At 58.8% G+C, this 23,971-nt stretch carries 19 protein-coding genes, 1 tRNA gene and 1 pseudogene; 14 read left to right on the top strand and 7 right to left on the bottom strand.

The genetic code is table 11. The annotated features are described in order from the left end of the window. Positions 1 to 122: 122 nt before the first annotated feature. A pseudogene (locus tag JOE09_RS17055) lies at positions 123 to 1,425 on the bottom strand (tyrosine-type recombinase/integrase). A 186-nt stretch (positions 1,426 to 1,611) separates the two neighbouring features. Further along, a tRNA-Leu gene (locus JOE09_RS17050) sits at positions 1,612 to 1,696 on the bottom strand. Between the two features lie 364 nt (positions 1,697 to 2,060). Between JOE09_RS17050 and JOE09_RS17045 the strand changes: the two genes are divergently transcribed. Both JOE09_RS17045 and JOE09_RS17040 read left to right on the top strand, forming a co-directional pair. Next, entirely contained in the window at positions 2,061 to 2,576 is a 516-nt protein-coding gene (locus JOE09_RS17045) for a YjjA family protein (protein WP_200546590.1), read from the top strand. Between the two features lie 171 nt (positions 2,577 to 2,747). Further along, positions 2,748 to 3,554, top strand: a complete 807-nt coding sequence (locus JOE09_RS17040) for an alpha/beta hydrolase (RefSeq protein WP_205066581.1) — start codon at positions 2,748 to 2,750, stop codon at positions 3,552 to 3,554. Between the two features lie 323 nt (positions 3,555 to 3,877). On the opposite strand, the gene JOE09_RS17035 is transcribed toward JOE09_RS17040, so the two are convergent. Together JOE09_RS17035 and JOE09_RS17030 are read right to left on the bottom strand one after the other, a co-directional pair. Next, on the bottom strand, positions 3,878 to 4,498 hold the full coding sequence (locus JOE09_RS17035; protein ID WP_205066797.1) for a LysE family translocator: 621 nt from the start codon (positions 4,496 to 4,498) through the stop codon (positions 3,878 to 3,880). Between the two features lie 98 nt (positions 4,499 to 4,596). Beyond that, complete coding sequence (locus JOE09_RS17030; RefSeq protein ID WP_205066580.1) at positions 4,597 to 5,376, bottom strand: acetoin reductase; 780 nt, start codon at positions 5,374 to 5,376, stop codon at positions 4,597 to 4,599. A gap of 234 nt (positions 5,377 to 5,610) precedes the next feature. Here JOE09_RS17030 and JOE09_RS17025 point away from each other — a divergent pair, with 234 nt between their 5' ends. Together JOE09_RS17025 and JOE09_RS17020 are read left to right on the top strand one after the other, a co-directional pair. Beyond that, a complete protein-coding gene (locus JOE09_RS17025) occupies positions 5,611 to 7,113 on the top strand; it encodes a helicase HerA-like C-terminal domain-containing protein (protein ID WP_200546588.1) in 1,503 nt (500 codons plus the stop codon). A 7-nt stretch (positions 7,114 to 7,120) separates the two neighbouring features. After that, complete coding sequence (locus JOE09_RS17020; protein WP_205066579.1) at positions 7,121 to 8,398, top strand: DUF445 domain-containing protein; 1,278 nt, start codon at positions 7,121 to 7,123, stop codon at positions 8,396 to 8,398. A 1-nt stretch (position 8,399) separates the two neighbouring features. Here JOE09_RS17020 and JOE09_RS17015 read toward each other — a convergent pair whose 3' ends face one another. Continuing rightward, complete coding sequence (locus JOE09_RS17015; protein WP_105593113.1) at positions 8,400 to 9,560, bottom strand: ABC transporter ATP-binding protein; 1,161 nt, start codon at positions 9,558 to 9,560, stop codon at positions 8,400 to 8,402. Positions 9,561 to 9,753: 193 nt separating this feature from the next. On the opposite strand from JOE09_RS17015, the gene JOE09_RS17010 reads away from it, so the two are divergent. Genes JOE09_RS17010 through JOE09_RS16980 form a run of 7 tightly spaced genes read left to right on the top strand, consistent with a single transcriptional unit; the run spans position 9,754 to position 16,392 of the window. Then, a complete protein-coding gene (locus JOE09_RS17010; protein WP_205066578.1) occupies positions 9,754 to 10,473 on the top strand; it encodes a GntR family transcriptional regulator in 720 nt (239 codons plus the stop codon). Continuing rightward, complete coding sequence (locus tag JOE09_RS17005) at positions 10,470 to 11,423, top strand: alpha/beta hydrolase fold domain-containing protein (RefSeq protein WP_205066577.1); 954 nt, start codon at positions 10,470 to 10,472, stop codon at positions 11,421 to 11,423. The genes JOE09_RS17010 and JOE09_RS17005 overlap by 4 nt, the downstream gene beginning before the upstream one ends. 59 nt (positions 11,424 to 11,482) lie before the next feature. Further along, positions 11,483 to 12,697, top strand: a complete 1,215-nt coding sequence (locus JOE09_RS17000) for an ABC transporter substrate-binding protein (protein WP_205066576.1) — start codon at positions 11,483 to 11,485, stop codon at positions 12,695 to 12,697. A 32-nt stretch (positions 12,698 to 12,729) separates the two neighbouring features. Then, positions 12,730 to 13,647, top strand: coding sequence for a carbohydrate ABC transporter permease (locus JOE09_RS16995; RefSeq protein WP_205066575.1), 918 nt, complete (start codon positions 12,730 to 12,732; stop codon positions 13,645 to 13,647). Then, positions 13,647 to 14,477 carry a carbohydrate ABC transporter permease gene (locus JOE09_RS16990; RefSeq protein ID WP_200546583.1) on the top strand — a complete coding sequence of 277 codons (831 nt, stop codon included), beginning with the start codon at positions 13,647 to 13,649 and terminating at the stop codon, positions 14,475 to 14,477. The genes JOE09_RS16995 and JOE09_RS16990 overlap by 1 nt, the downstream gene beginning before the upstream one ends. Before the next feature lie 17 nt (positions 14,478 to 14,494). After that, positions 14,495 to 15,382, top strand: a complete 888-nt coding sequence (locus JOE09_RS16985; protein WP_205066574.1) for a sugar phosphate isomerase/epimerase family protein — start codon at positions 14,495 to 14,497, stop codon at positions 15,380 to 15,382. Next, positions 15,379 to 16,392 (top strand): Gfo/Idh/MocA family protein, encoded by a 1,014-nt coding sequence (locus JOE09_RS16980; protein ID WP_205066573.1) that lies wholly within the window; start codon positions 15,379 to 15,381, stop codon positions 16,390 to 16,392. Before JOE09_RS16985 ends, JOE09_RS16980 begins: the two co-directional genes overlap by 4 nt. A gap of 139 nt (positions 16,393 to 16,531) precedes the next feature. On the opposite strand, the gene lptG is transcribed toward JOE09_RS16980, so the two are convergent. Together lptG and lptF are read right to left on the bottom strand one after the other, a co-directional pair. Continuing rightward, on the bottom strand, positions 16,532 to 17,608 hold the full coding sequence (lptG, locus tag JOE09_RS16975) for an LPS export ABC transporter permease LptG (protein ID WP_205066572.1): 1,077 nt from the start codon (positions 17,606 to 17,608) through the stop codon (positions 16,532 to 16,534). Beyond that, on the bottom strand, positions 17,608 to 18,708 hold the full coding sequence (gene lptF / locus JOE09_RS16970) for an LPS export ABC transporter permease LptF (protein ID WP_205066571.1): 1,101 nt from the start codon (positions 18,706 to 18,708) through the stop codon (positions 17,608 to 17,610). Before lptF ends, lptG begins: the two co-directional genes overlap by 1 nt. Before the next feature lie 268 nt (positions 18,709 to 18,976). Between lptF and pepA the strand changes: the two genes are divergently transcribed. The 3 genes from pepA (at position 18,977) to JOE09_RS16955 (ending at position 23,940) form a co-directional block, all read left to right on the top strand. Further along, positions 18,977 to 20,488 carry a leucyl aminopeptidase gene (gene pepA, locus JOE09_RS16965; protein WP_105592980.1) on the top strand — a complete coding sequence of 504 codons (1,512 nt, stop codon included), beginning with the start codon at positions 18,977 to 18,979 and terminating at the stop codon, positions 20,486 to 20,488. 131 nt (positions 20,489 to 20,619) lie between these two features. Next, positions 20,620 to 21,078, top strand: a complete 459-nt coding sequence (locus tag JOE09_RS16960) for a DNA polymerase III subunit chi (protein ID WP_105592979.1) — start codon at positions 20,620 to 20,622, stop codon at positions 21,076 to 21,078. Positions 21,079 to 21,084: 6 nt separating this feature from the next. Further along, positions 21,085 to 23,940 carry a valine--tRNA ligase gene (locus tag JOE09_RS16955; protein ID WP_205066570.1) on the top strand — a complete coding sequence of 952 codons (2,856 nt, stop codon included), beginning with the start codon at positions 21,085 to 21,087 and terminating at the stop codon, positions 23,938 to 23,940. The last annotated feature ends 31 nt before the right edge of the window (positions 23,941 to 23,971 follow it).

Genomic DNA, 23,971 nt, shown 5'->3' with positions numbered 1-23,971 from the left:
CATTATTCCTTGAAATAATCAATAGGTTAAATATTACTAAAAAATGCACTGTATTACTGTGATTTCAATACGAATATAGAGTGTCATCATAATGGACAAAAATCGATGAAAGAGACTGTAATTTAAATTGTGTATCTGCCTGTTTTTGATATGTTCCTCCTGTGACCTGCTCCCCGGTTGATCTTCGCATAGTCAAACGGCGTAATCCCTTTCTCCCGGTTCGCATCCAGAAAATCAGCCCACCACTGCAACATCAACTTGCGCTCATCCAGATGTTCCGCTTTATGGATATACGCCGCCCGCACCGAATTGCGTTCCATATGGCTCATCTGCCTTTCAACCGCATCCTTCGACCATAGCCCTGACTCAATTAACGAACTACAGGCCATTGTACGAAAGCCGTGACCGCAAACCTCAGCTTTAGTGTCGTAACCCATAACCCGTAGGGCACTGTTAACCGTGTTTTCACTCATGGGTTTACGCGGGTCGTGATCGCCAATGAAAATCAGCTCGTGCTCCCCACAAAACTGTTTTATCTGTTTCAGGATCGCCAATGCCTGCTTAGAAAGCGGAACCAGATGCGGTGTGCGCATTTTTGAACCGCGATGAGAATGTTTCACTCCAGGAATAGGCTCCTCGTTCCGGCGGGATTGTCCACATTGACGTTTTAAAATCTATCTCTGACCAGCGAGCAAAACGCAGCTCACTGGAGCGAATAAAGATAAGCAAAGTAAGTTCTGTTGCCCAGCAGGTTAGCGGCCTGCCGGTATAGCCATCTATTTTCTCAAGTAACTCAGGGATGCGCTTTAACTCCAGTGCCGGACGATGTTGCCTGTTTCCAGAAGCAACTGCCCCAGCCATCTCCTGAGCGGGGTTATAATCAATCAATCCACTCTGCACAGCATAACGCATGATTGCTGTGGTTCGCTGTTGAAGACGGGCAGCAACCTCAAGACGTCCAGACATCTCCACGGCTTTAATAGGTGCTAATAAATCGCGAGTCTTTAATTCCGTGATATTACGCTCCCCGAGCTCTGCGAAGAGATTATCTTCCAGGCTTTTTAGCACACGATGGGCGTGATCTTCAGACCACTTTTTATTGGTGCCATGCCACTCGATCGCTACCTCTTTAAAGGTTCGTGCTTTACTCTGTTCAACCTTATCATTTTTCTTTTTGTCTCCCGGATCGACGCCATTCGCTAGCAGCTTACGCGCTTCGTCACGACGTGCTCTGGCATCCGCCAGTGTGATTTCAGGGTAAACCCCAAGTGCCAGCATCTTTTGCTTGCCGTCATAACGGTACTGCAAACGCCAGTACTTAGAACCATTTGGATGGACAAGCAGGTGCATACCGCTGCCATCGGTCAGTTTGTATTGCTTATCCATTGGCTTGGCTGTTCTGACTTTGATATCTGTTAGAGCCATGCTTATCCCCTCCCTGTTGGTACAAGCATTATCGAACCGGAAATACCATCATCTGTACCAACATCTGTTGGTAGATGTACATTGATGTCGGTTGACCTTGAGAGAGTTAATATAGCGGGAAAGATAGATAAATACTGGATTTTAGACATAAAAAAAGACCTCAGTTGAGGTCCATTTACATGCTTTTGGTGCCGAAGGCCGGAATCGAACCGGCACGCCTCGCGGCGGTTGATTTTGAATCAACTGCGTCTACCGATTTCGCCACTTCGGCACTGAAGGGTATGCGGAAAACGTTGGCGATTATACCGTTACCCCCTGTTTACGCAACTCAATTCCTTACCCATCGTTACCAAGTGCTGAAAAATCCAGCGAAGCCCGGCAAGAATTCCCGGTTTAATCGTCCCCGGGCGTGCAGGCATCCCGCGCCATATCAGGCCTCAATCGTTCAGCGGTTAATCGTCCTCTATTCTGAATCCCCCTCACCCGCCCCAGATTACTCTCAATCCTTAGCCATTAACTGCGGCTGCCGTTGCGCTTACGGAACTCGGCCGCGTTTTGGCAGTCGGAACAGTCAATTACCGCACGGCTATTTGCATGCGGCCAGTCAGATGACAGAACGTTAACAAGGCACAATCATGATGAAAGTTACCCACCTGGTAATGGCGCTTTCCCTTTCCGGCGCCCTTTTCTCCGCAGCAGCCGGTGCCACCAGCTGGCAGGATCAGTTAAGCTCCGCCGCTAATGCGCTGGGGCAGAGTTCAGAGAGCGGCAGCGGTACCGCTAAAGATACCACCGCGCAGAACGGCACCTCGCTGGGGGCGCTGGCCGGGCTGTTGAACGGCGGCAGCCAGTCGCTGAGCGCAGGCACCATGACCAACGCCGCCGGTGTGTTGCAGTACTGCATGAAGAACAATTTGGTGGATAACAACGTCTCCTCCATGAAGGAGCAGCTGCTCGGCAAGCTGGGCCTGCAGGATACGCAAAAGCAGCAGCAGTCCACCGACTATCAGCAGGGTCTGTTGGGGCTACTGAACACCGGCAACAATCAGCAGGTGAACCTTAAATCACTGGGCGAAACGCAGCTCGGCAAGCAGGTAAAAACCAAGGCCTGCGATTTAGTGTTGAAGCAGGGGTGGAAGTTTCTCTCTTAATGAACCACGCTTATTATGGCGGTGAGGCTGTCCCCTCCCCGCTTTTTTCAGGGCTGCGCGATGCGGCCCTTTTTTATGGCTGGCGATCGCATCCGGCATTAATTGTCAAAGACAGCCGCAGTTACAGCCTTCAGGATGATTACCCTGGCTAAAAATAATAAGGTCAACATCATGTCTGATTACCGATTAAGTCATATTTCTGGTCATCTGGGCGATATCGCGCTGCATCACTGGCCGGTGCCGCAGCCGCGTTTTCTGGTGCTGCTGGTTCACGGCTACGGCGAGCATCTGGCCCGCTATCATCACGTTGCCGAACGGCTGAACCATCTGGGTGGCTACGTATTTGGCCCGGATCATCTCGGCCACGGGCTGTCGCAGGGCGAGCGCGTGCTGATTGAGGATTACGAAGCGGTGGTGGACGATGTGCACCTGGCGGTGGCCTCGGTGCGTCAGCAGTTCCCCGATCTGCCGCTGGTGATTATCGGCCACTCGATGGGCGGGATGATCGCCACCCGTTACGTGCAGCGCTTCGCCGATGAGGTACGTGCGCTGGTGCTCTCCGGTCCGCTGCTGGGCGAGCACACGCAGATTAGCGATATGTTCGGGTTGGCAGACATTCCCGATACGCCGCTGGATATCCGCACTCTGTCGCGCGATCCCGAGGTCGGCGCGAAATATCAGGCCGATCCGCTGGTGTGGCACGGGCCGTTTAAGCGTGCCACGCTGGGGGCGATGTGCGACATGCTGAGCACCATTCATCACGGGCCAGGTTTCGGCAGCCTGCCAACGCTGTGGCTGCACGGTGAGGGAGATAAGCTGGTGCTGCCGAATGAGAGCCAGCAGACGCTGAATAAGCTGCGCGGCAGTGATTTTGACCGCGAGCTGTACAGCGGTGCGCAGCATGAGATTTTTAATGAGACCAATCAGGATGAGGTGCTGCGCCGCGTCAGCGGATTTATCGTGCGCGCGCTGGGTTGAATCTTGGCGGAGAGGCGAAAACTAACCTCCTCTCCGCCATCCATCACGACATAATCAACCGGATTCTGGGCAATGCCATGACTTCACAATCTGTCGGATCCCGAACAGCGCCATTACATCACTGTCAGCCGTATACCGGGCAGCACCATCACTTCACTGTCAGCCGTATATCGGACAGCACCATCACTTCACTGTCAGCCGTATACCGGGCAGCACCATCACTTCACTGTCAGCCGTATATCGGACAGCACCATCACTTCACTGTCAGCCGTATACCGGGAAGCACCATCACTTCACTGTCAGCCGTATACCGGGCAGCACCATCACTTCACAATCAGCCGGATACCGAGCAGCGCCATCACCCCACCGCCCAGGCGGTCGAGCGGGGCTTTAAAGCGCAGATAGGTATTGCGCGGGCCGCGTGACGACAGCGCGAAGGCCACAAACAGATACCACAGCCCGTCGACCATCATCGCCACCAGCGGGATCGCCAGATACATGCTGAAGGAAACCTGCTGCGGCAGCAGTGCGGCAAACACGCCGCTGAATACCACGGCGGTTTTGGGGTTGCTCAGCTGAGTGGTCAGCGCGGTGAGGAAGGCCCGGCGGGCGGTTTTACCGTTGCTGCCCGGCAGATCCAGCGCCAGGGGCTGACGCGCGCCGCGGAACATTTTATACGCCATCCACAGCAGGTAGAGGCCACCGGCAGTTTTCAGCACCAGCCACAGGGTCGGCACCGCGCTCAGCAGCGTGTGCAGCCCGGCGAGAGCGATAATGGCAAACAGGAAGCTCCCCGCCCCCATCCCTAATGCGGCACCAATGCCCGCACGGCGTGATGACGCCACGGCGGTCCGCGCCACCAGAATAAAGCTCGGGCCGGGGCTCATCGCACCCAGCCCAAGCGCTGCACCAATTGAGACTACCGATAATACCGCTGCATCCATCATTCACCTCCCTCATAGTTAGCCTTCTAACTTACTGAGAGAGGCGGACGGCTGGCAACCCCATCGCAAAGATAAAGTTGCCGACGGTTAAGGGAGGATTAACGGAATACCAAACCGCCGTCGATCAGTGGTGCCTGGCCGGTCATATAGTCAGAATCCGGGCCTGCCAGGTAAGAGACAAACGCCGCCACGTCGTCCGGGGTTTCAGCGCGGCCAAGGGCGATGCCGGAAACATATTTATCGTAGGTGGCACCCAGCGGCGCGCCGGTCTCTTCGGACATGCGTTTGTCGATCTCCACCCACATATCGGTGCCAACCACGCCCGGGCAGTAGGCGTTAACGGTGATGCCGAACGCCGCCAGCTCTTTCGCCGCCGCCTGGGTCAGCGCGCGCACGCTGAATTTGGTGGCGGAGTAGATGCCGAGCAGCGCAAAGCCTTCATGACCGGCAATGGAAGAGGCGTTGATAATTTTGCCCTTCTGCTTGCGCTCTTTGAACTTGCTGGCCGCCGCCTGGATACCCCACAGCGTACCCTGCACGTTGATCTGGAAGATCTTTTCCACTTCCTGCTGGGTGACGGAAAGCAGGTTTTTGGTCTGGCTGATCCCGGCGTTATTGACGATCACGTCAAAGCCGCCAAGCTGTTTTTCCGCCTCATTCACCGCCGAGAAAACCTCTTCGCGCACGCTGATATCGGCTTTGATAGTGATCGCGCGGCGGCCCAGCGCTTTCACCTCTTCGGCCACCAGCTTAATTTTGTCGTCGTTCAGGTCTACCAGTGCAATATCTGCCCCGTCGCGTGCCAGTCGTAATGCAATTCCACGACCAATCCCCTGACCCGCGCCGGTTACCAGGACCACTTTTCCATTAATTGACATAGCGTTACCCTTATCAGATGAATAAACCAGCCCCGATCATTAGTCCGCTTATCATTTTATGCCTATGGTAATTTGTGCTATTGGATGCATTACGATTGATAATCTGGATTTACATAAGTCTACGCGTGTTGCGGCAGTGAAAACGTCTGCACGGACTTGCTTTACTCCTGCCGGGGGCTGCCTGCTATGCTTGAAGGATAATCACCCGCCTTTCAACCAGATGGATACCTGACTATGACCGAGCCGCTGCTGATTGCCCGAACCCCTGAACAACTGCTGCATCTGCTGCCCGCCTTTGCCAACCGCCACGGGCTGATCACCGGCGCAACCGGCACAGGGAAAACCGTCACGCTGCAAAAAATTGCCGAAAGCTTCTCCGCCATCGGCGTGCCGGTGTTTTTAGCGGACGTGAAGGGCGACCTGACCGGGGTAGCGAAAGAAGGCGTCAGCTCCGAGAAGCTCAGCGCGCGGCTGGCTAAAATCGGCGTCACCGACTGGGAGCCGCAGAGCAATCCGGCGGTGCTGTGGGATATCTTCGGCGAGCGCGGCCATCCGGTGCGGGCCACGGTCAGCGATCTCGGCCCGCTGCTGCTGGCACGGCTGCTGAACCTTAACGAAGTGCAGAGCGGCGTGCTGCAAATCATCTTCCGCGTGGCCGATGATCAGGGGCTGCTGCTGCTCGATTTTAAAGATCTGCGGGCGATGACCCAGTACATCGGCGAGAACGCCAAAGCCTTCCAGAGCCAGTACGGCAATATCAACAGCGCCTCGGTCGGGGCCATCCAGCGCGGGCTGCTGGCGCTGGAGCAGCAGGGGGCGGAATACTTCTTCGGCGAGCCGATGCTGGATATCCGCGACTGGATGCGCACCGACGATGCCGGGCGCGGCATCATCAATATTTTAGCCGCTGAAAAGCTCTATCAGATGCCCAAGCTGTACGCCACCACCCTGCTGTGGCTGCTGTCCGAACTTTACGAGCAGCTGCCGGAAGCGGGCGATCTCGATAAGCCGAAGCTGGTGTTCTTCTTCGATGAGGCGCACCTGCTGTTCAGCGACGCGCCCCAGGTGCTGCTGGATAAAATTGAGCAGGTGATCCGCCTGATCCGTTCGAAGGGCGTTGGCGTGTGGTTTGTGTCGCAGAACCCGGCGGACATCCCCGATATGGTGCTCGGCCAGCTCGGTAACCGCGTGCAGCACGCCCTGCGCGCCTTTACGCCGAAGGATCAGAAAGCGGTTAAGGCCGCGGCGGACACCATGCGCGCCAACCCCGCCTTCGATACCGTCACCGCCATTCAGGAGCTGGGTACCGGAGAAGCGCTGATCTCGTTCCTTGATGAGAAAGGCAGCCCGTCGATGGTGCAGCGTGCGATGGTGATTGCCCCCGGATCGCGGATGGGCCCGGTCACCGACGATGAACGCAACGGTCTGATCAATCACTCGCCGCTCTCCGGCAAGTATGATGAGGTGCTGGACCGAGAATCGGCGTGGGAAAAACTGCAGCAGGGCGCGCAGGAGGCCAGCGATAGGGCCAGCGCCCCGCCGGCCAAAGGCAACAGCGTAGCGGTGGATGACGGTATTCTCGGCGGGCTGAAGGATATTCTGTTCGGCAGCACCGGGCCGCGCGGCGGCAAGCGCGATGGCGTGGTACAGAGCGTGGCGAAAAGCGCCGCACGGCAGATCACCAACCAGATTATTCGCGGCGTGCTGGGCAGTATTATGGGTGGCAGGAAGAAGTAAGGAGCTTATGGATAAAGAACGTGAACTGAGGCAGGCAAAGCGCCTGCCGCTGCTGTTACTGGGCGGTGCGGCGCTGCTGTTTATCGCCACGCTGATCTGGCCGCTGTACTACCCGCCGAGCCTGTGGGTGAGCGGGCTGAAGGCGGTGGCCGAGGCGTCGATGGTGGGCGCGCTGGCGGACTGGTTCGCGGTCAGCGCGCTGTTCCGCCGGGTGCCGATCCCGCTGGTCGGCCGCCACACGGCGATCATTCCGCGCAACAAGGATCGTATCGCCGATAATCTTGCGCTGTTCGTGCAGGATAAATTCCTCAATACCGGATCGCTGCTGGAACTGATCCGCCGCCACGATCCGGCACGGATCGTGGCCGAATGGCTGAGCAAAGCGGAAAACGCCGCGCGGCTCAGCGGCTATCTGCTCAAGCTGGTGCGCGGCTTCCTCGATCTGGCCGACGATCGGCGGATTCAGCAGTTTATGCGCCAGGCGATTCATAAGGCGATCGACAAGGTGGATCTCAGCCAGTCGTCGGCGCTAATCCTGGAAAGCCTGACCAAAAATAACCGCCACCAGCAGCTGCTGGATGACGCTCTCGCCCAGGTGTTACAGCTGATCAACCGCCCCGGCACCCACGAATTTATCGCCCTGCAGGTGGTGCGCTGGCTGAAGCGCGAGCATCCGCTGAAGGAAAAAGTGCTGCCCAGCGAGTGGCTGGGGGAAAAGAGCGCCGATCTGGCGGCCAGCGCGGTGCAGTCGATTCTCAACGAGATCGAAAACGATCCCACCCACGCGCTGCGCCAGGGCTTTAACCGCGCGGTGCAGCGGCTGATCGTGCGGCTGAAAACCGATCCGGAGATGGCGCAGAAGGCCGAAGAGGTGAAGCGCTATCTGAAAGAGGACGAGGCGCTGAACGGCTATATCGCTCAGCTGTGGGGCGATCTGCGCGGCTGGCTGAAGGAGGATCTCAGCCGTGAGGACTCCCGACTGCATGCGAAAGTCAGCGCCGCCGGGCAGTGGTTCGGCGACACCCTGATGCAGGATGCCACCCTGCGCGGCTCGCTGAATCAGCATCTGGAAGAGGCGGCGGCGGGCGTGGCGCCGGAGTTCTCCGACTTCCTCAGCCGCCATATCAGCGACACGGTCAAAAGCTGGGACGCGGCCGATATGTCGCACCAGGTGGAGCTGAATATCGGCCGCGACTTGCAGCGCATCCGCATTAACGGCACGCTGGTCGGCGGCGCGATCGGGCTACTGCTCTATCTGCTGTCGCTGATCCCGATGCTGATTTAGCTCAGCTGTGCCGGGCGATCTGCTGCTGGCTGTACTCCGCGCTGTAGAGGAACGGGGTATGCAGCCCACCGTCCAGGTGAGTAAACGGCACCAGCGCCCCGTTGTCGTCAAACAGGTGGATTTGCGCGGGGTCGATGGACAGCTCGACAAAATCCCCCGGCTGGCTGACGCGCCCCGGCGTCAGGCGCGCGGTCAGCTCCTGCTCCTCTACCCGGCACAGCGCCAGCGTATCGGAACCCAGCGGCTCAATCACATCGGCCAGCGCCGGTAGCGGAATGCGCTCGCTGCGTACGCCAAAGCGCGGCGGCTCCAGATGTTCCGGGCGAATGCCCATCAGCAGCCGGGTGCCGTGCTCCGCCTCAACCGAGCGCAGCGGGATCTCACAGCGGCCAAACTTCAGCACCGGACCGCCGGTCAGCTGCTGCACTTCCACTTCCAGCATGTTCATCTGCGGCGATCCGATAAACTCGGCGACAAACTTGTTCACCGGGTGGTTATACACCTCCATCGGCGTGCCCACCTGTTCGATGCGCCCCTCGCGCAGGATCACCACCCGGTCCGCCAGCGTCATCGCCTCCACCTGATCGTGGGTCACGTAGATGGTGGTGGTTTTCAGCAGCGCGTGCAGCCGCTTGATCTGAATACGCATATCCACGCGCAGCTTGGCGTCCAGGTTGGACAGCGGCTCATCGAACAGGAAGGCGCGCGGGCGGCGGATAATCGCCCTGCCCATCGCCACGCGCTGCCGCTGGCCGCCGGAGAGCTGGCCGGGTTTACGCGCCAGCAGATGGCTCAGCTGCAGCATTTTAGCGATCTCTTCCACCCGCTGGCGGGTATCTTCGCGATCGTTATTTTTCATTTTCAGGCCGAAAGCGATGTTCTCCGCGATAGTCATATGCGGATAGAGCGCGTAGTCCTGGAACACCATGGCGATCTCCCTTTCGCTCGGTTCCAGGTGGTTCACCACCTCATCGCCGATGCGCAGCAGGCCGCCGGAGATCTCCTCCAGCCCGGCGATCATGCGCAGCAGGGTGCTTTTTCCGCAGCCGGACGGGCCGACAAAGGCGACGAATTCACCGTCTTCGATATGCAGATCGATACCGTGGATGGCCTGAATATGCTCGTAACGCTTGGTAATTTTTTCCAGTGAAATCACTGCCATGGTTGTTGCCTCATCGTTCCAGGTCATGGCCGGGATACCGCAGACTTCCAGACGACCATGCAGAGTTTAGGTAAGTCATCTCCCGATTTTTATTTTTCCGGGTCGATCACATTTTCAGAACCGTACATTGCATGTTTTTTGTTCGTAAGTATAAATATCGTTATCGATAACGTTAAACAAGTGTTAATAAAAAATGGCGATTGAAACTTTTAACCTGAGCACACTTCCTGGAAAAATCAGCGATATCGGCCGCCGCAGCAGCGCGCTGTTCGAGCTGTTGCAGCAGCAGATCGTGCTCGGCATCCTGCCGCCGATGTCGGTGGTACTGGAGCTGGATCTGGCGCAGCGCTTTGGCTACAGCCAGAGCACGGTGCGCGAGGCGCTGCTGGCGCTCCAGCAGGAAGGTCTGGTTCATCGTCAGCCGCACCGGGGAACCCAAATCTCGCCCTGCACCGAACAGGAAGCGATAGAAATGATCCATATCCGCCACGATATTGAGTGCCGCGCCGTATCGCGCGTGCTGGAACGGACGGCGGACGCCCGCGCCCAGCTGCGCACCCTGCTGCTGAAGGATATCGAGGCGATGATCGCCGCCGCCCGCGCCGGGGATGAGTACCTGCTCTCCTGCTACGACCGCGCGTTCCACCTGCGGCTTTACAGTTGCGCGCAGCTGCCCAACGTGGAGCCGATCCTCAAGCGCTGCCTGGTGCACAACCACCGGTACAAAATTCTGCACTGCGGCGGCGGCGACACCTCGCGGCTGCTGGACAGCGCCGAACGCCACCACCTGCTGATCGAGGCTATCGACGGCGGAGACAGCGCGGCGCTGGTCGCCTGCCTGTCGCACCATATCCGCACCGCCGTTGATTTCGGGCCGGACCTGACCCAGCCGGACGCGGGGAAAATGCTGTGAGCCTGAACGGAGTGCCTTCGGCGGAAATGGCCGCGCTGCTGCGTGAACTCCAGCAGGAAGATGCCGGGCTGCCGGACCCGACCACGCTCTCCCCCGCCGAGGGACGGGCGCAGGCGGAGCGCGGCAACCAGCGCTGGAATCAGCAGCTGCCGCCGATGGCGCAGGTGACGCCGTTTACACTCAAGGAAGCCGGGCAGCCGACGATAACCGGAACGCTGTACACCCCGGAAAACGCCGGGCCGGGCGCGATCGTCTACGTTCACGGCGGCGGCTGGGCGTTTTGCAGCGCCGCCAGCCACCAGCGCAGCGCGCGGGTACTGGCCGCCGAAAGCGGTGTGCCGGTGCTGCTGTTTGATTATCGCCTGGCCCCGGAACATCCCTATCCCGCCGGGCTGGAGGACACGCAGCGCCTGTGGCAGCAGCTCAGCAGCGGCGCGCTGTTCCCGCATCTGGACCGCCAGCGCCTGGGGCTGGCCGGAGACAGCGCCGGGGCCAATCTGGCCGTGGCGCTGATGCTCTCTCTGCCGGAAGACGCCGTTCGCCCCTGCTGCGGCCTGCTGTTTTACGGCGTGTACGGCGCGGATTTTACCACCGCCTCTTACCAGCAGTTCGCCAGCGGCCCCGGTCTGACCCGGGAAAAAATGCAGCGCTACTGGCACTGGTATCAGCCGGATGCGGAAGCGCGCCAGCAGCCGCTGACTGCCCCGCTGCACGCCAGCGATGCGGCGCTGAAGGCGCTGCCGCCGCTGTGGCTGAATGCGGCAGAAATCGATCCGCTGTGCAGCGACAGCGAGCTGTTCGCCGCCCGCCTGCACGCGCTGGGCCGCGACGATCGCCTGAGCATCGTCCCCGGCGTGGTCCACGGTTTTATGCAGATGACCCTGCGCCTGCCTGCGGCAGTGACGGCACACAAGGAGGCGGCCCATGCCTGGCATCACCTGACGCGATAAATCGCGACTGAACCCTACAGCTATCCTGCAAACTTATAAAATAATCAGGAGCACAAGAAATGAAACGAGTAATGTCATCGCTGACGTTAGCGGCCTCCCTTTGCCTGTCGGCTACCGCCAGCCAGGCCGCCACCGTCCACTACTGGTATCACCTGGATAATGCCGACAACACCATGTCGGATTTAATTAGCAAATTCGAAAAAGCCAACCCGGGAATTAAGATCGACGCGGAGAATATTCCGTGGAACAGCTATTACGATAATCTTTATACCTCGCTGGTGGGCGGCAACGCGCCGGATGCCGCGATGGTGAAAAGCTTCGCCCTGCCGCGCCTGCACGAGATGGAAGCCCTGGAGCCGCTGGATGACTACATCAATCAATGGTCCGGCAAAGGCGACCTGCTGGAAAATACGGTGGATATCGCCCGCGGCGGTATGGATAAACAGTATTACCTGCCGGTGCAATATATCGTCTCCTACCTCTATTACCGCACCGACTATTTCGAGAAGGCCGGACTGACGCCGCCAAAAACCTGCGATGAGTTTTATGCCGATATTAAGAAACTCACTCAGGATACCAACGGCGACGGCAAAACCGATATTTACGGCTTTGGATTCCGCGGCGGCGTCGGCGGCCAGGATATGTGGGCCCCGCTGGTGATGCCGGCCGGTGGCGAATTCAGCAAGGGCGGGCTGACCAAACCGGCCGTGTTGCAGGCCAGTCAGCGCATTGTCGATGCCTACAAGGCCGGTGAGTTCCCGCCTTCCGCCACCACCGACGGCTTTAAGGACATTATCGGCGCGTTTAAAGCGGGCAAAACCGCGATGACCATCCACCATATCGGTTCGGCCAACGATCTGGTGGCGGTGCTGGGCGATAAGGTTTCGGCCGTACCGCTGCCTGCGTGTAATGAAAAACGCTGGGCACCGATTGCCGTGGAATCTAACGCCATCTTCGCTACCGCCGCCGACAAAGAGGCGACGTGGAAGTGGATCGCCTTCCTCTCCAGCCACGAAAACAACGCGCAGTTTAACCGCGCCACCGGGCAGCTGCCGGTGACTAAAAGCGACACCAAAACGTGGAAAACCCATCCGCAGCGCTTTATCGACGCCACCGTCAACTCGCTGCCGGACGCCCAAGACTACCCGAATACGCCGCAGCTCTCTGACTTCATCAACACCGTCTGGCCGGTCAATATGCAGCAGGCGATGCTGGGGCAGATCACCGTTGAGCAGATGAACCGCAAAATCGAATCCCTGTTCAGCCCGCAGTAACAAGGGCCGAACTGCCACTTTGAGGTGTGATTATGGTGATGGAAAATTCTCTCGCCCCGCCCCGGCTGCGCCGTAACGGGCTGGCCAGGCGTGTGCTGCCCTATGCGCTGCTCTCTCCCGCTGTGCTGGTGACACTGGCGATTGTCTTCCTGCCGATGGTGCAGGCCGCGTGGATGAGCTTTCATGATTACGTGCTGTGGAAGCCAAAGGCCTTTACCTTCAGCGGCCTGAATAACTGGTACAAAATGTTTGCCGACGAGGTGTTCTGGACCTCGCTGAAACACACGGCAATCTGGATCGGCGTGACCATTCCCGCCCAGCTGCTGCTGGGGCTGGTTACCGCGCTGCTGCTTAACCAGCAGTTTTTCTGGCGGCCGCTGGCCCGCGCGCTGATCATCATTCCGTGGGCGCTGCCCAGCGTGGTGATCGCGCTGATGTGGGCGTGGATCTACGATCCGAACTACGGCGTGCTGAACGACTTCCTGCTGCGCATGAAGCTGATCACCACGTCGATCGGCTGGCTGTCGAACCCGGATACCGCGCTGTATGCGGTGATCCTGACGCTGACCTGGCAGGGCTTCCCGTTCTTTACGGTGATGATACTGGCCGCGCTGCAGTCGATCCCGCAGAGCTATTATGAAGCCGCTTCGCTGGACGGGGCCGGACGCTGGAAGCAGTTCTGGCACATCACCCTGCCGGGGATCTCCGGCGTGCTGCTGACCGCCGTGCTGCTGCGCATTATCTGGGTGGCTAACTCGATCGATGTGATCTTCGTGATGACCGGCGGCGGCCCCGGCTATTCCACCTATACCCTGCCGCTCTATTCGTTTATCAAAGCGCGCACCAATCTGGACTTCGGCTACGGCTCGGCGCTGGCGGTCAGCTTCACCCTGATGCTGCTGGTTCTGGTGGTGATCTACCTGCGCCGTACCATGCGGAGGGTTGCATAATGGTCATTAACAAATCTCTGCCCAGGCGTCTGCTGACGATACATCTGCCGATGCTGGCGATCCTCGCCTTCACGCTCGGCCCCTATATCTGGATGTTTTTCACCGCCATTACGCCAAAAGAGCGGCTGTTTACCACCGGGCCGGGCATCAGCCATCCGACGTTCGAGAACTTCACCAACCTGTTTGCCCGCGTCGGTTTTCTGGAAAACATGATGCACAGCGCCATCGTGGCGGGCGGCACCGTGGTGCTCGGCCTGCTGCTGAGTATCCCGGCGGCGTATGCCTTCTCGCGCTTTAACTTTCGCGGCAAGCGGGTGCTGCTGATGCAGTTCCTGGTGATCAATATGTTCCCGGTAGTGCTGCTGATCCTGCCGCTGTTTGTGCTGATGAAGCAGATCGGCCTGCTGGATTCGCATCTGGGGCTGATTATCGCCAACTCCACCGTCGCCATTCCGTTCTCCATCTGGATGATGACCAGCTACATCAACGGCATTCCGAAATCGGTGGATGAAGCGGCGATGACCGACGGCTGTAGCCGCCTGCAGGCGATGTGGAAGGTAGTGCTGCCGCTCTGCACGCCGGGGGTGGTCGCCACCGGTATCTACATCTTTATCACCGCCTGGAACGAGTATCTCTATGCCCTGACCCTCGGCGGGCGCAACGTCAAAACCATTACCGTCGCCATTCAAAAGCTGATCGGCGAATACCAGATCGAATGGGGACTGCTCAGCGCAGGCGGCATTATCGGTGCCCTGCCCGCCACCGTGCTGTTCCTTATCGTACAAAAACGTTTAATCAGTGGCATGACACAAGGCGCAGTCAAAGGCTGACGGCGCAGGAGGATGTAATGAATAACCCGGTTGGCATTATTTCAATGCAGTTTGTTCGTCCGTTTTTAAGCAAGGATCTGTCGCTGTTCAGCCATATCCGCGAGCTGGGCTTCGATTTTATCGAGCTGCTGGTTCCCGAGCCGGAAGACCAGCTTAATCTGCACGAAGTGCGCCAGGCGCTGGCCGACAGCGGGCTGGGCGTGGTGCTGGCGGCCAGGGTCAATATGCAGCGCAGCATCGCCAGTGAAAACGCCGCCGCGCGCCAGGGCGGTATCGACTACCTGCGCTACTGCATCGACAGCGCCGCGCAGCTGGGGGCCACTATCGTAGGAGGCCCGCTGTACGGTGAACCGCTGGTGTTCGCAGGGCGTGCGCCCACCCCGGCGGATGATGCACAGATTGCCCGCCGCCTTGAAGCCACCGTCAGCGCCCTGCGCCAGGTGGCCCCGCAGGCCGCCGACGGCGGCGTCGCGCTGGCGCTGGAGCCGCTGAACCGTTTTGAAACCGATATCATCTGCTCCGTGGCGCAGGGGATTGAGGTGGTGGACGCCGTTGACCATCCGGCGCTGGGGCTGCTGCTGGATACCTTCCATATGAATATGGAAGAGAGCAGCCTGCCGGGGGCGATCCGCGCCGCCGGTTCGCGCATCGTCCACTTCCAGGCCAATGAAAATCATCGCGGCTTCCCCGGTACCGGCCACGTCAACTGGGCCGAGGTGATGCGCGCTCTGCACGACGTTGACTATCGCGGTCCGGTGTCGCTGGAGCCGTTCCGCCGCGACGACTGGCGGGTCGGTCTGCCGATCGCCCACTGGCGTGCGCCGCATGAAGATGAATCAGAAAAATTACGCGCCGGGCTGGCGCTGGTGAAATCCTCTTTAACCTTTGCAGGAGTGGCCGGATGAGTTTAACCATTGGCTGGGTCGGCTGCGGCCGACACGCAACGCAGATGCTGCTGCCGCAGCTGGCACCGAACAACGTGACTCTGGGCGCGGTCTGCGACCTGAATCAACAGGCCGCGCAGGACGTGGCCCGGCACTACGGCGTCTCGGCGGTTTACAGCGATTTTCAACAGCTGCTGGCGCACCCGGGGCTGGATGCTATCGGCATGGCGGTGGGTCCGCAGCAGCACGAGGAGTTTGCCATTGCCGCACTGAAGCGCGGGCTGCCGGTGTTTATTGAGAAGCCGCCGGGCGGCAGCGCCGAGGGCGCGCAGGCGATTGCCGCTGCCTCCCGCAGTACCGGCGTGGCGGCTTACGTCGGCTTTATGAAGCGCTATTCCACCGGTAACAAAATCGCCGGGAACGTGCTGCGCAGCGGCGACTTCGGCGACGTGCTCGGCTTCCAGGGTAACTATATGACCGCGCCGGGCTACTTTACCGGTGCGGTGGACTACACCAGTTTCTACCTGCATCACTGCGTGCATTATATGGATCTGATGCCGTGGCTGGTCGGCGCGGAAATCGTTGATTTGCAGGCCAGAGCGCTGGAGCATCGCCCCGGCCACCTGCTGGCGCATCTGAATATGGCGTTTGCCAACGGCGCGATCGGCACGCTGGTGATGGGCACCGTGCAGTCGCGCGGTACGCCGATGGAAAACATCACCGTAATGGGCAACCACCAGAGGATTGAGGTGGATAACGTGATTAACGTGGCATGGCACCGCGACCCGCCGTTTAAGGCCGAGGATGAGCTGGCGCGGCTGGATAACGCCAGCGACACCCTGTGCTGGACGCCAAACTTTACCGCCGCCGCCAATGAGGATCATAAGGGCTACCACGCGCTGCTGCGCGATGTGTTCCGCGGGATGAAGGGCGAAAGCAGCCAGGCACCAACCATTGAGGACGGCGTGCGCGCGATGCAGAATCTGGAGCGGATGATCGCCGCGATTAATCAGCAGCTGCGGCAGAAATAGCGGGGGCTGAGACCGGAAGCTGGAACTGGAGCTGGAACTGGAACTGGAACTGGAACTGGAGCTGGAGCAGTCAGTAAACGAGAAACGAGAAGGGCCGGAAATACCGGCCCTTCTTTGTCACGCAATATCTACGCCAGCACTATCGCCGCTTCAGCAGCAGGAACACGCTGACCGCAAAGAACGCGGCACTTGGCAGCAGCGCGCCCAGCAGCGGCGGAATATGGTAAACCAGGCTTAACGGACCAAAAATCTGGTCCAGCACGTAGAACAGGAAGCCAAAGCTGATCCCCACCACCACGCGGAAGCCCATCGACACGCTGCGCAGCGGGCCGAAGATAAACGACAGCGCCATCAGCATCATCACCGCCACCGACAGCGGCTGGAAGATTTTGCTCCACATATTCAGCTGATAGCGGCCGGGCGTCTGCCCGCTCTGCTCAAGGTATTTGGTGTAGTTATACAGGCCGCGAATCGACAGCGCTTCCGGGTCCAGCGCCACCACGCCCAGCTTGTCCGGCGTCAGCGAGGTTTTCCACTCGCCGCTCAGCGTCTGGCTGCCCTTCACCTGTTCAGGATCGGTCAGGTCAGACTGATCAACCTGCGCCAGTTCCCACACCTTTTTCTCGGCGTTGTATTTCGCCGAAGCCGCATAGCGCACCGACTGCAGGCGGCGATCGTGGTTAAAGCTGTAAATACTGATCCCGGCCAGCTGGTTATCATCGCGAATGCGCTCGATAAAAATAAAGTTATCGCCGTCTTTCGCCCACAGCCCGCCCTGCGTGGAGAGCAGCGAGCCGCCCACCAGCTGCTGAGCGCGGTAGTTACGCGCCATCTGCTCGCCCTGAGGCGCAACAAATTCACCGATGGCCATAGTCAGCAGCACCAGCGGAATCGCCGTTTTCATCACCGAAGCGGCAATTTGCAGGCGGGTAAAGCCGGATGCCTGCATCACCACCAGCTCGCTGCGCTGGGCCAGCGTACCCAGGCCCAGCAGCGCGCCAAGCAGCGCCGCCATCGGGAAGAAGATCTCGATATCTTTCGGCACGCTGAGCATGGTATACAGCCAGGCCCCGGCGGCGGTGTATTCGCCCTGCCCGGTTTTGCGCAGCTGATCGACAAATTTGATGATGCCGGAGAGCGACACCAGCATAAACAGCGTCGCCATGATGGTGTTGAATATCGTTTTACCGATATAGCGGTCAAGAACGCCAAACATCAGACTGTGCCTCTCTTGTTAAACCGCGCGCGCAGACGACGCATCGGCACCGTATCCCACATATTCAGCAATACCGCCAGGCCCAGATAGCCAAGGTTGACCGCCCACATCCAGACAGCCGGATCGATGCGGCCTTTGCTACCGCTGGAGCGCAGGGAACTTTGCAGCAGGAAGAACACCAGATACAGCAGCATGGCGGGCAGCATCGACAGCACGCGCCCCTGACGCGGGTTGACCACGCTGAGCGGCACCACCATCAGCGCCATCACCAGCACCGAGAAGATCAGCGTCAGGCGCCAGTGCAGCTCGCTGCGGAAATCGGCTTTATCCGACTGCCACAGGGCTAACAGCGACGCCTGTTCCGAATCGTTCGGGTCCAGCGTGACCGTCTGATGGCCGACGATGGCCTGATAGTTTTTGAAATCGGTAATGCGGAAATCACGCAGCATGGCGGTGCCCTCAAAGCGGGTACCGTTGTCCAGCGTCACCACCTGGGAGCCGTCCGCGCGCTGATTCATATGACCGTGATCGGCCACCACCACCGACGGGCGGGCATTGCCTTTCGGCCGCAGCTGCGCAAGGAAAACGCTGTCAAAGCTGTTGCCTTTCACGTTTTCAATAAACAGCACCGACTGGCCGTCCGAGGACTGCTGGAACTGCCCCGCCGCCAGCGCTGCCGCACCGGGGTTGGCCTTGGCGTTCTGCATCACTTCGCTCTGATGGCGCGATGACCAGGGGCCAAGCCAGCCGACGTTGACCGCCGCCAGTAGCGCAGTAAACAGCATCAGCACCATCGCCGCTTTAACCAGCACATTTTTGCCCAAACCGCAGGCGTGCATCACGGTGATTTCACTCTCGGTGTATAACCGGCCAAGCGTCATCAAAATGGCTAAAAACAGGCTCAGTGGCAGGATAAGTTGTGCCATTTCCGGCACGCCAAGGCCCAATAATGTCAGTACTAAATTTGTTGGGATTTCGCCATCAACCGCGGCTCCTAAAATCCTGACTAACTTCTGGCAAAAGAAGATCAGCAGCAGGATGAACAGGATAGCCAGCTGGCTTTTGAGCATTTCCCGAACCAGATATCTAATGATGATCACGCTGAATACGCCTGTGAAAACTTGTCTTTTTGCAGGAAAATCGCTAGTTTCATCGCTTATACGCCATTTTTTCTCATCAATGGCCATGTCATAGCTAAAATAGTATGGCAATAAATCGCGTTCTGGTGATGAAAAAACAAAAAATTATCACCGAAACTCAATCTGACGTTCGTGACTAAACGACGTTTACGCAACGGCACATTTCGTTACGCAAGCGACATATACTAGCCGCAGCAAGCGCCGTTGTCTTTAAGATTCAGGAGAGTGCATGGAGTTCAGTGTAAAAAGCGGTAGCCCGGAAAAACAGCGCAGTGCCTGTATTGTGGTGGGCGTATTTGAACCGCGCCGGCTGTCACCGATTGCTGAACAGCTGGATAAAATCAGCGATGGCTACATCAGCGCCCTGCTGCGCCGTGGTGAACTGGAAGGGAAAGTGGGGCAGACGTTGCTGCTGCACCATGTGCCAAACATTCTCTCTGAGCGTATTTTGCTGATTGGCTGCGGCAAAGAGCGGGAGCTCGACGAGCGCCAGTACAAGCAGGTCATTCAGAAAACCATCAACACCCTGAACGACACCGGTTCGATGGAAGCCGTATGCTTCCTCACCGAGCTGCACGTTAAAGGGCGCAACACCTACTGGAAAGTGCGCCAGGCAGTTGAAACCTCGAAAGAGACGCTCTACAGCTTCGATCAGCTGAAAAGCAATAAGGTTGAGCCACGTCGCCCGCTGCGCAAGCTGGTGTTCAATGTGCCAACCCGCCGCGAGCTGACCAGCGGCGAGCGCGCAATCCAGCACGGTCTGGCGGTTGCTGCCGGCGTGAAGGCGGCGAAAGACCTCGGCAATATGCCACCGAATATCTGTAACGCGGCTTACCTCGCCTCGCAGGCGCGTCAGCTGGCGGATGCCTACAGCAAAAACATCACCACCCGCGTCATCGGCGAACAGCAGATGAAAGAGCTGGGGATGAATGCCTATCTCGCCGTCGGTGCCGGGTCGCAGAATGAATCGCTGATGTCGGTTATCGAGTACAAAGGCAACCCGGATGCGGAAGCGCGCCCGATCGTGCTGGTCGGTAAAGGCGTTACCTTCGATACCGGCGGCATCTCGCTGAAGCCGGGCGAAGCGATGGACGAAATGAAGTACGATATGTGCGGCGCGGCGTCGGTGTACGGCGTGATGCGCATGGTTGCCGAGCTGAATCTGCCGCTGAACGTGGTGGGCGTGCTGGCGGGCTGTGAAAACATGCCCGGTGGCCGCGCCTATCGTCCGGGCGACGTGCTGACCACCATGTCCGGCCAGACGGTTGAAGTGCTGAATACCGATGCCGAAGGCCGCCTGGTGCTGTGCGACGCGCTGACCTACGTTGAGCGCTTCGAGCCGGAAGTGGTGATCGACGTGGCGACGCTGACCGGGGCCTGCGTCATTGCTCTGGGCCACCATATCAGCGGCCTGCTGTCGAACCACAATCCGCTGGCGCACGAGCTGATCAGCGCGTCTGAACAGGCCGGTGACCGCGCGTGGCGCCTGCCGATGGCCGACGAGTATCAGGAGCAGCTGGACTCCAACTTTGCCGACATGGCAAACATTGGTGGCCGTCCTGGCGGAGCGATTACCGCCGCCTGCTTCCTGGCGCGCTTTGCCCGTAAGTACAACTGGGCGCACCTCGACGTTGCCGGAACCGCATGGCGCTCCGGTAAGGCGAAAGGCGCAACCGGTCGCCCAGTCGCGCTGCTGTCTCAGTTCCTGCTTAACCGCGCCGGTCTGAACGGCGACGATTAACAGCATCGAGCGGGAAGCGACACGGCTTCCCGCCGGGGCGGAGACACACTCCGCCCGCGGCTGATGACATAACCCTGCAATGGCGGACTCCAATCCGCCGTTGCTGTTTTTTCTCCAACCAGGCCTGATGCATGAAAAACGCAACGTTCTATCTGCTGGAAACCGATACGCCGGTCGGCGGGCTGAGCGCGCAGGAAGCGCTGGTCTGCGATCTGGCCGAGGCCCGCTGGCGTGACGGCAAACGCGTGCTGATAGCCTGTGAAGACGAAGCGCAGGCTATCCGGCTGGACGAGGCCCTGTGGCAGCGCCCCGCCAGCGCCTTTGTGCCGCATAATCTGGCCGGTGAAGGCCCGAAATATGGCGCGCCGGTCGAGCTGGCCTGGCCGCAGCGCCGGGGCAATGCACCGCGCGATCTGTTGATCAGCCTGCTGCCGCAGTTTGCAGATTTTGCCACCGCTTTCTATGAAGTGATAGACTTCGTACCCTATGAAGAATCTTTGAAACAGCTGGCGCGCGATCGCTACAAAGTGTATCGCAGCGTTGGATTCCACTTGAATACGGCAACGCCGCCCTTGCCACCAACGACATAGCAGAACATGGAAAAGACATATAACCCGCAAGATATCGAGCAGCCGCTTTACGAGCACTGGGAAAAGCAGGGCTACTTCAAACCAAATGGCGATACCAGCCAGGAAAGCTTCTGCATCATGATCCCGCCGCCGAACGTCACCGGTAGCTTGCATATGGGTCACGCCTTCCAGCAGACCATTATGGACACCATGATCCGCTACCAGCGTATGCAGGGGAAAAACACCCTGTGGCAGGCGGGGACCGACCATGCCGGTATCGCTACTCAGATGGTAGTTGAGCGCAAAATCGCTGCCGAAGAAGGTAAAACCCGTCAGGACTACGGCCGCGACGCGTTTATCGAAAAAATCTGGCAGTGGAAAGAAGAATCCGGCGGCACCATCACCCGCCAGATGCGCCGCCTCGGCAACTCGGTTGACTGGGAGCGTGAGCGCTTCACCATGGATGAAGGCCTGTCCAACGCGGTGAAAGAAGTATTCGTTCGCCTGCATAAAGAAAACCTGATCTACCGCGGCAAACGCCTGGTCAACTGGGATCCTAAACTGCGCACCGCCATTTCCGATCTGGAAGTGGAGAACCGCGAATCCAAAGGATCAATGTGGCACCTGCGCTACCCGCTGGCCGACGGCGTGAAAACCGCCGACGGTAAAGATTATCTGGTCGTTGCGACGACCCGCCCGGAAACTGTACTCGGTGATACCGGCGTGGCCGTGAACCCGGAAGATCCGCGCTATAAAGATCTGATCGGCAAGTTCCTGGTGCTGCCGCTGGTTAACCGCCGTATTCCAATCGTTGGCGATGAACACGCCGATATGGAAAAAGGCACCGGCTGCGTGAAGATCACCCCGGCGCACGACTTTAACGACTACGAAGTGGGCCGCCGCCACAAGTTGCCGATGATCAACATCCTGACCTTCGACGGTGATATCCGCGAATCCGCTCAGGTGTTTGATACCAACGGCGAAGAGTGCGACGACCACGGTACCGAGATCCCGCTGGCGTTCCAGAAGCTGGAGCGCTTTGCCGCGCGTAAAGCCATTGTGGCCGCCATGGACGAGCTGGGCCTGCTGGATGAAATCAAACCTCACGATCTGACCGTACCTTACGGCGATCGCGGCGGCGTGGTCATCGAGCCAATGCTGACCGACCAGTGGTACGTGCGTACCGCACCGCTGGCGAAAGTCGCGGTAGAAGCGGTAGAAAACGGCGATATCCAGTTCGTACCTAAGCAGTATGAAAACATGTACTTCTCGTGGATGCGTGATATCCAGGACTGGTGCATCTCCCGTCAGCTGTGGTGGGGTCACCGCATTCCGGCCTGGTACGATGCTGAAGGCAACGTCTATGTGGCACGTAACGAAGCGGAAGCGCGTGCGGAAAACAACATCGCCGACGACGTGGTGCTGACCCAGGACGAAGACGTACTGGATACCTGGTTCTCTTCCGGTCTGTGGACCTTCTCTACCCTTGGCTGGCCGGAGAATACCGAAGCGCTGCGCACCTTCCACCCGACCAGCGTGCTGGTCAGCGGCTTCGACATTATCTTCTTCTGGATTGCGCGCATGATCATGCTGACCATGCACTTCATCAAAGACGAAGACGGCAAGCCGCAGGTTCCGTTCAAAACCGTGTATATGACCGGCCTGATCCGCGACGACGAAGGGCAGAAGATGTCCAAGTCGAAGGGTAACGTTATCGATCCGCTGGATATGGTTGACGGTATTTCGCTGGAAGATCTGCTGGAAAAACGTACCGGCAATATGATGCAGCCGCAGCTGGCGGAGAAAATTCGCAAGCGCACCGAGAAGCAGTTCCCGAACGGTATTGAGCCGCACGGTACCGATGCCCTGCGCTTTACCCTGGCGGCGCTGGCCTCGACCGGTCGCGACATCAACTGGGATATGAAGCGCCTGGAAGGCTACCGCAACTTCTGTAACAAGCTGTGGAACGCCAGCCGCTTTGTACTGATGAACACAGAAGAGCACGACTGTGGCTTCAACGGTGGCGAACTGGAGCTGTCACTGGCGGATCGCTGGATACTGGCTGAGTTTAACCAGACGGTGAAAGCCTACCGTGACGCGCTGGACAGCTATCGCTTTGATATCGCTGCCGGTATTCTGTACGAGTTCACCTGGAACCAGTTCTGCGACTGGTATCTGGAGCTGGCTAAGCCGGTGATGAACGGCGGTACTGAAGCCCAGCTGCGCGGCACGCGTAATACGCTGGTGACGGTGCTGGAAGCCCTGCTGCGCCTGGCGCATCCGATTATTCCATTCATTACCGAAACCATCTGGCAGCGTGTGAAAGTGCTGAAGAACATCAGTGACGACACCATTATGCTGCAGCCGATGCCGGAGTTTGACGCGGCTCGCGTGGATGAGGTGGCGATGGCGGATACCGAGTGGCTGAAGCAGGCGATTGTCGCGGTGCGTAATATTCGCAACGAGATGAACATCTCTCCGGCCAAGCCGCTGGATGTGCTGCTGCGCGGCGCCAGCGATGATGCGGCTCGCCGCGTCAATGAAAACCACAACTTCCTGAAGACGCTGGCGCGTCTGGATAAGCTGGAGCTGCTGGCCGCCGGTGATAAAGGTCCGGTGTCGGTGACCAAGCTGGTTGACGGTGCCGAGCTGCTGATCCCGATGGCCGAGCTGGTGGATAAAAACGCCGAGCTGGAGCGTCTGGCGAAGGAAGTGGGCAAGATTGACGTTGAGATGGAGAAGATTACCGCCAAGCTGGGTAACGAAGGTTTTGTTGCCCGTGCGCCGGAAGCGGTTGTCGCCAAGGAGCGCGAGCGTCTGGCTGACTTCGAGCAGGCTAAGATCAAGCTGATCGAGCAGCAGGGCGTGATTGCCGCACTGTAAGTTTTCTCAGCGAGTCTGATGATGAAAAACC

The sequence above is a fragment of the Pantoea coffeiphila genome (assembly GCF_016909495.1).
Lineage (GTDB): Bacteria > Pseudomonadota > Gammaproteobacteria > Enterobacterales > Enterobacteriaceae > Erwinia > Erwinia coffeiphila.
This window is presented reverse-complemented; position numbering and strand designations above follow the sequence as displayed.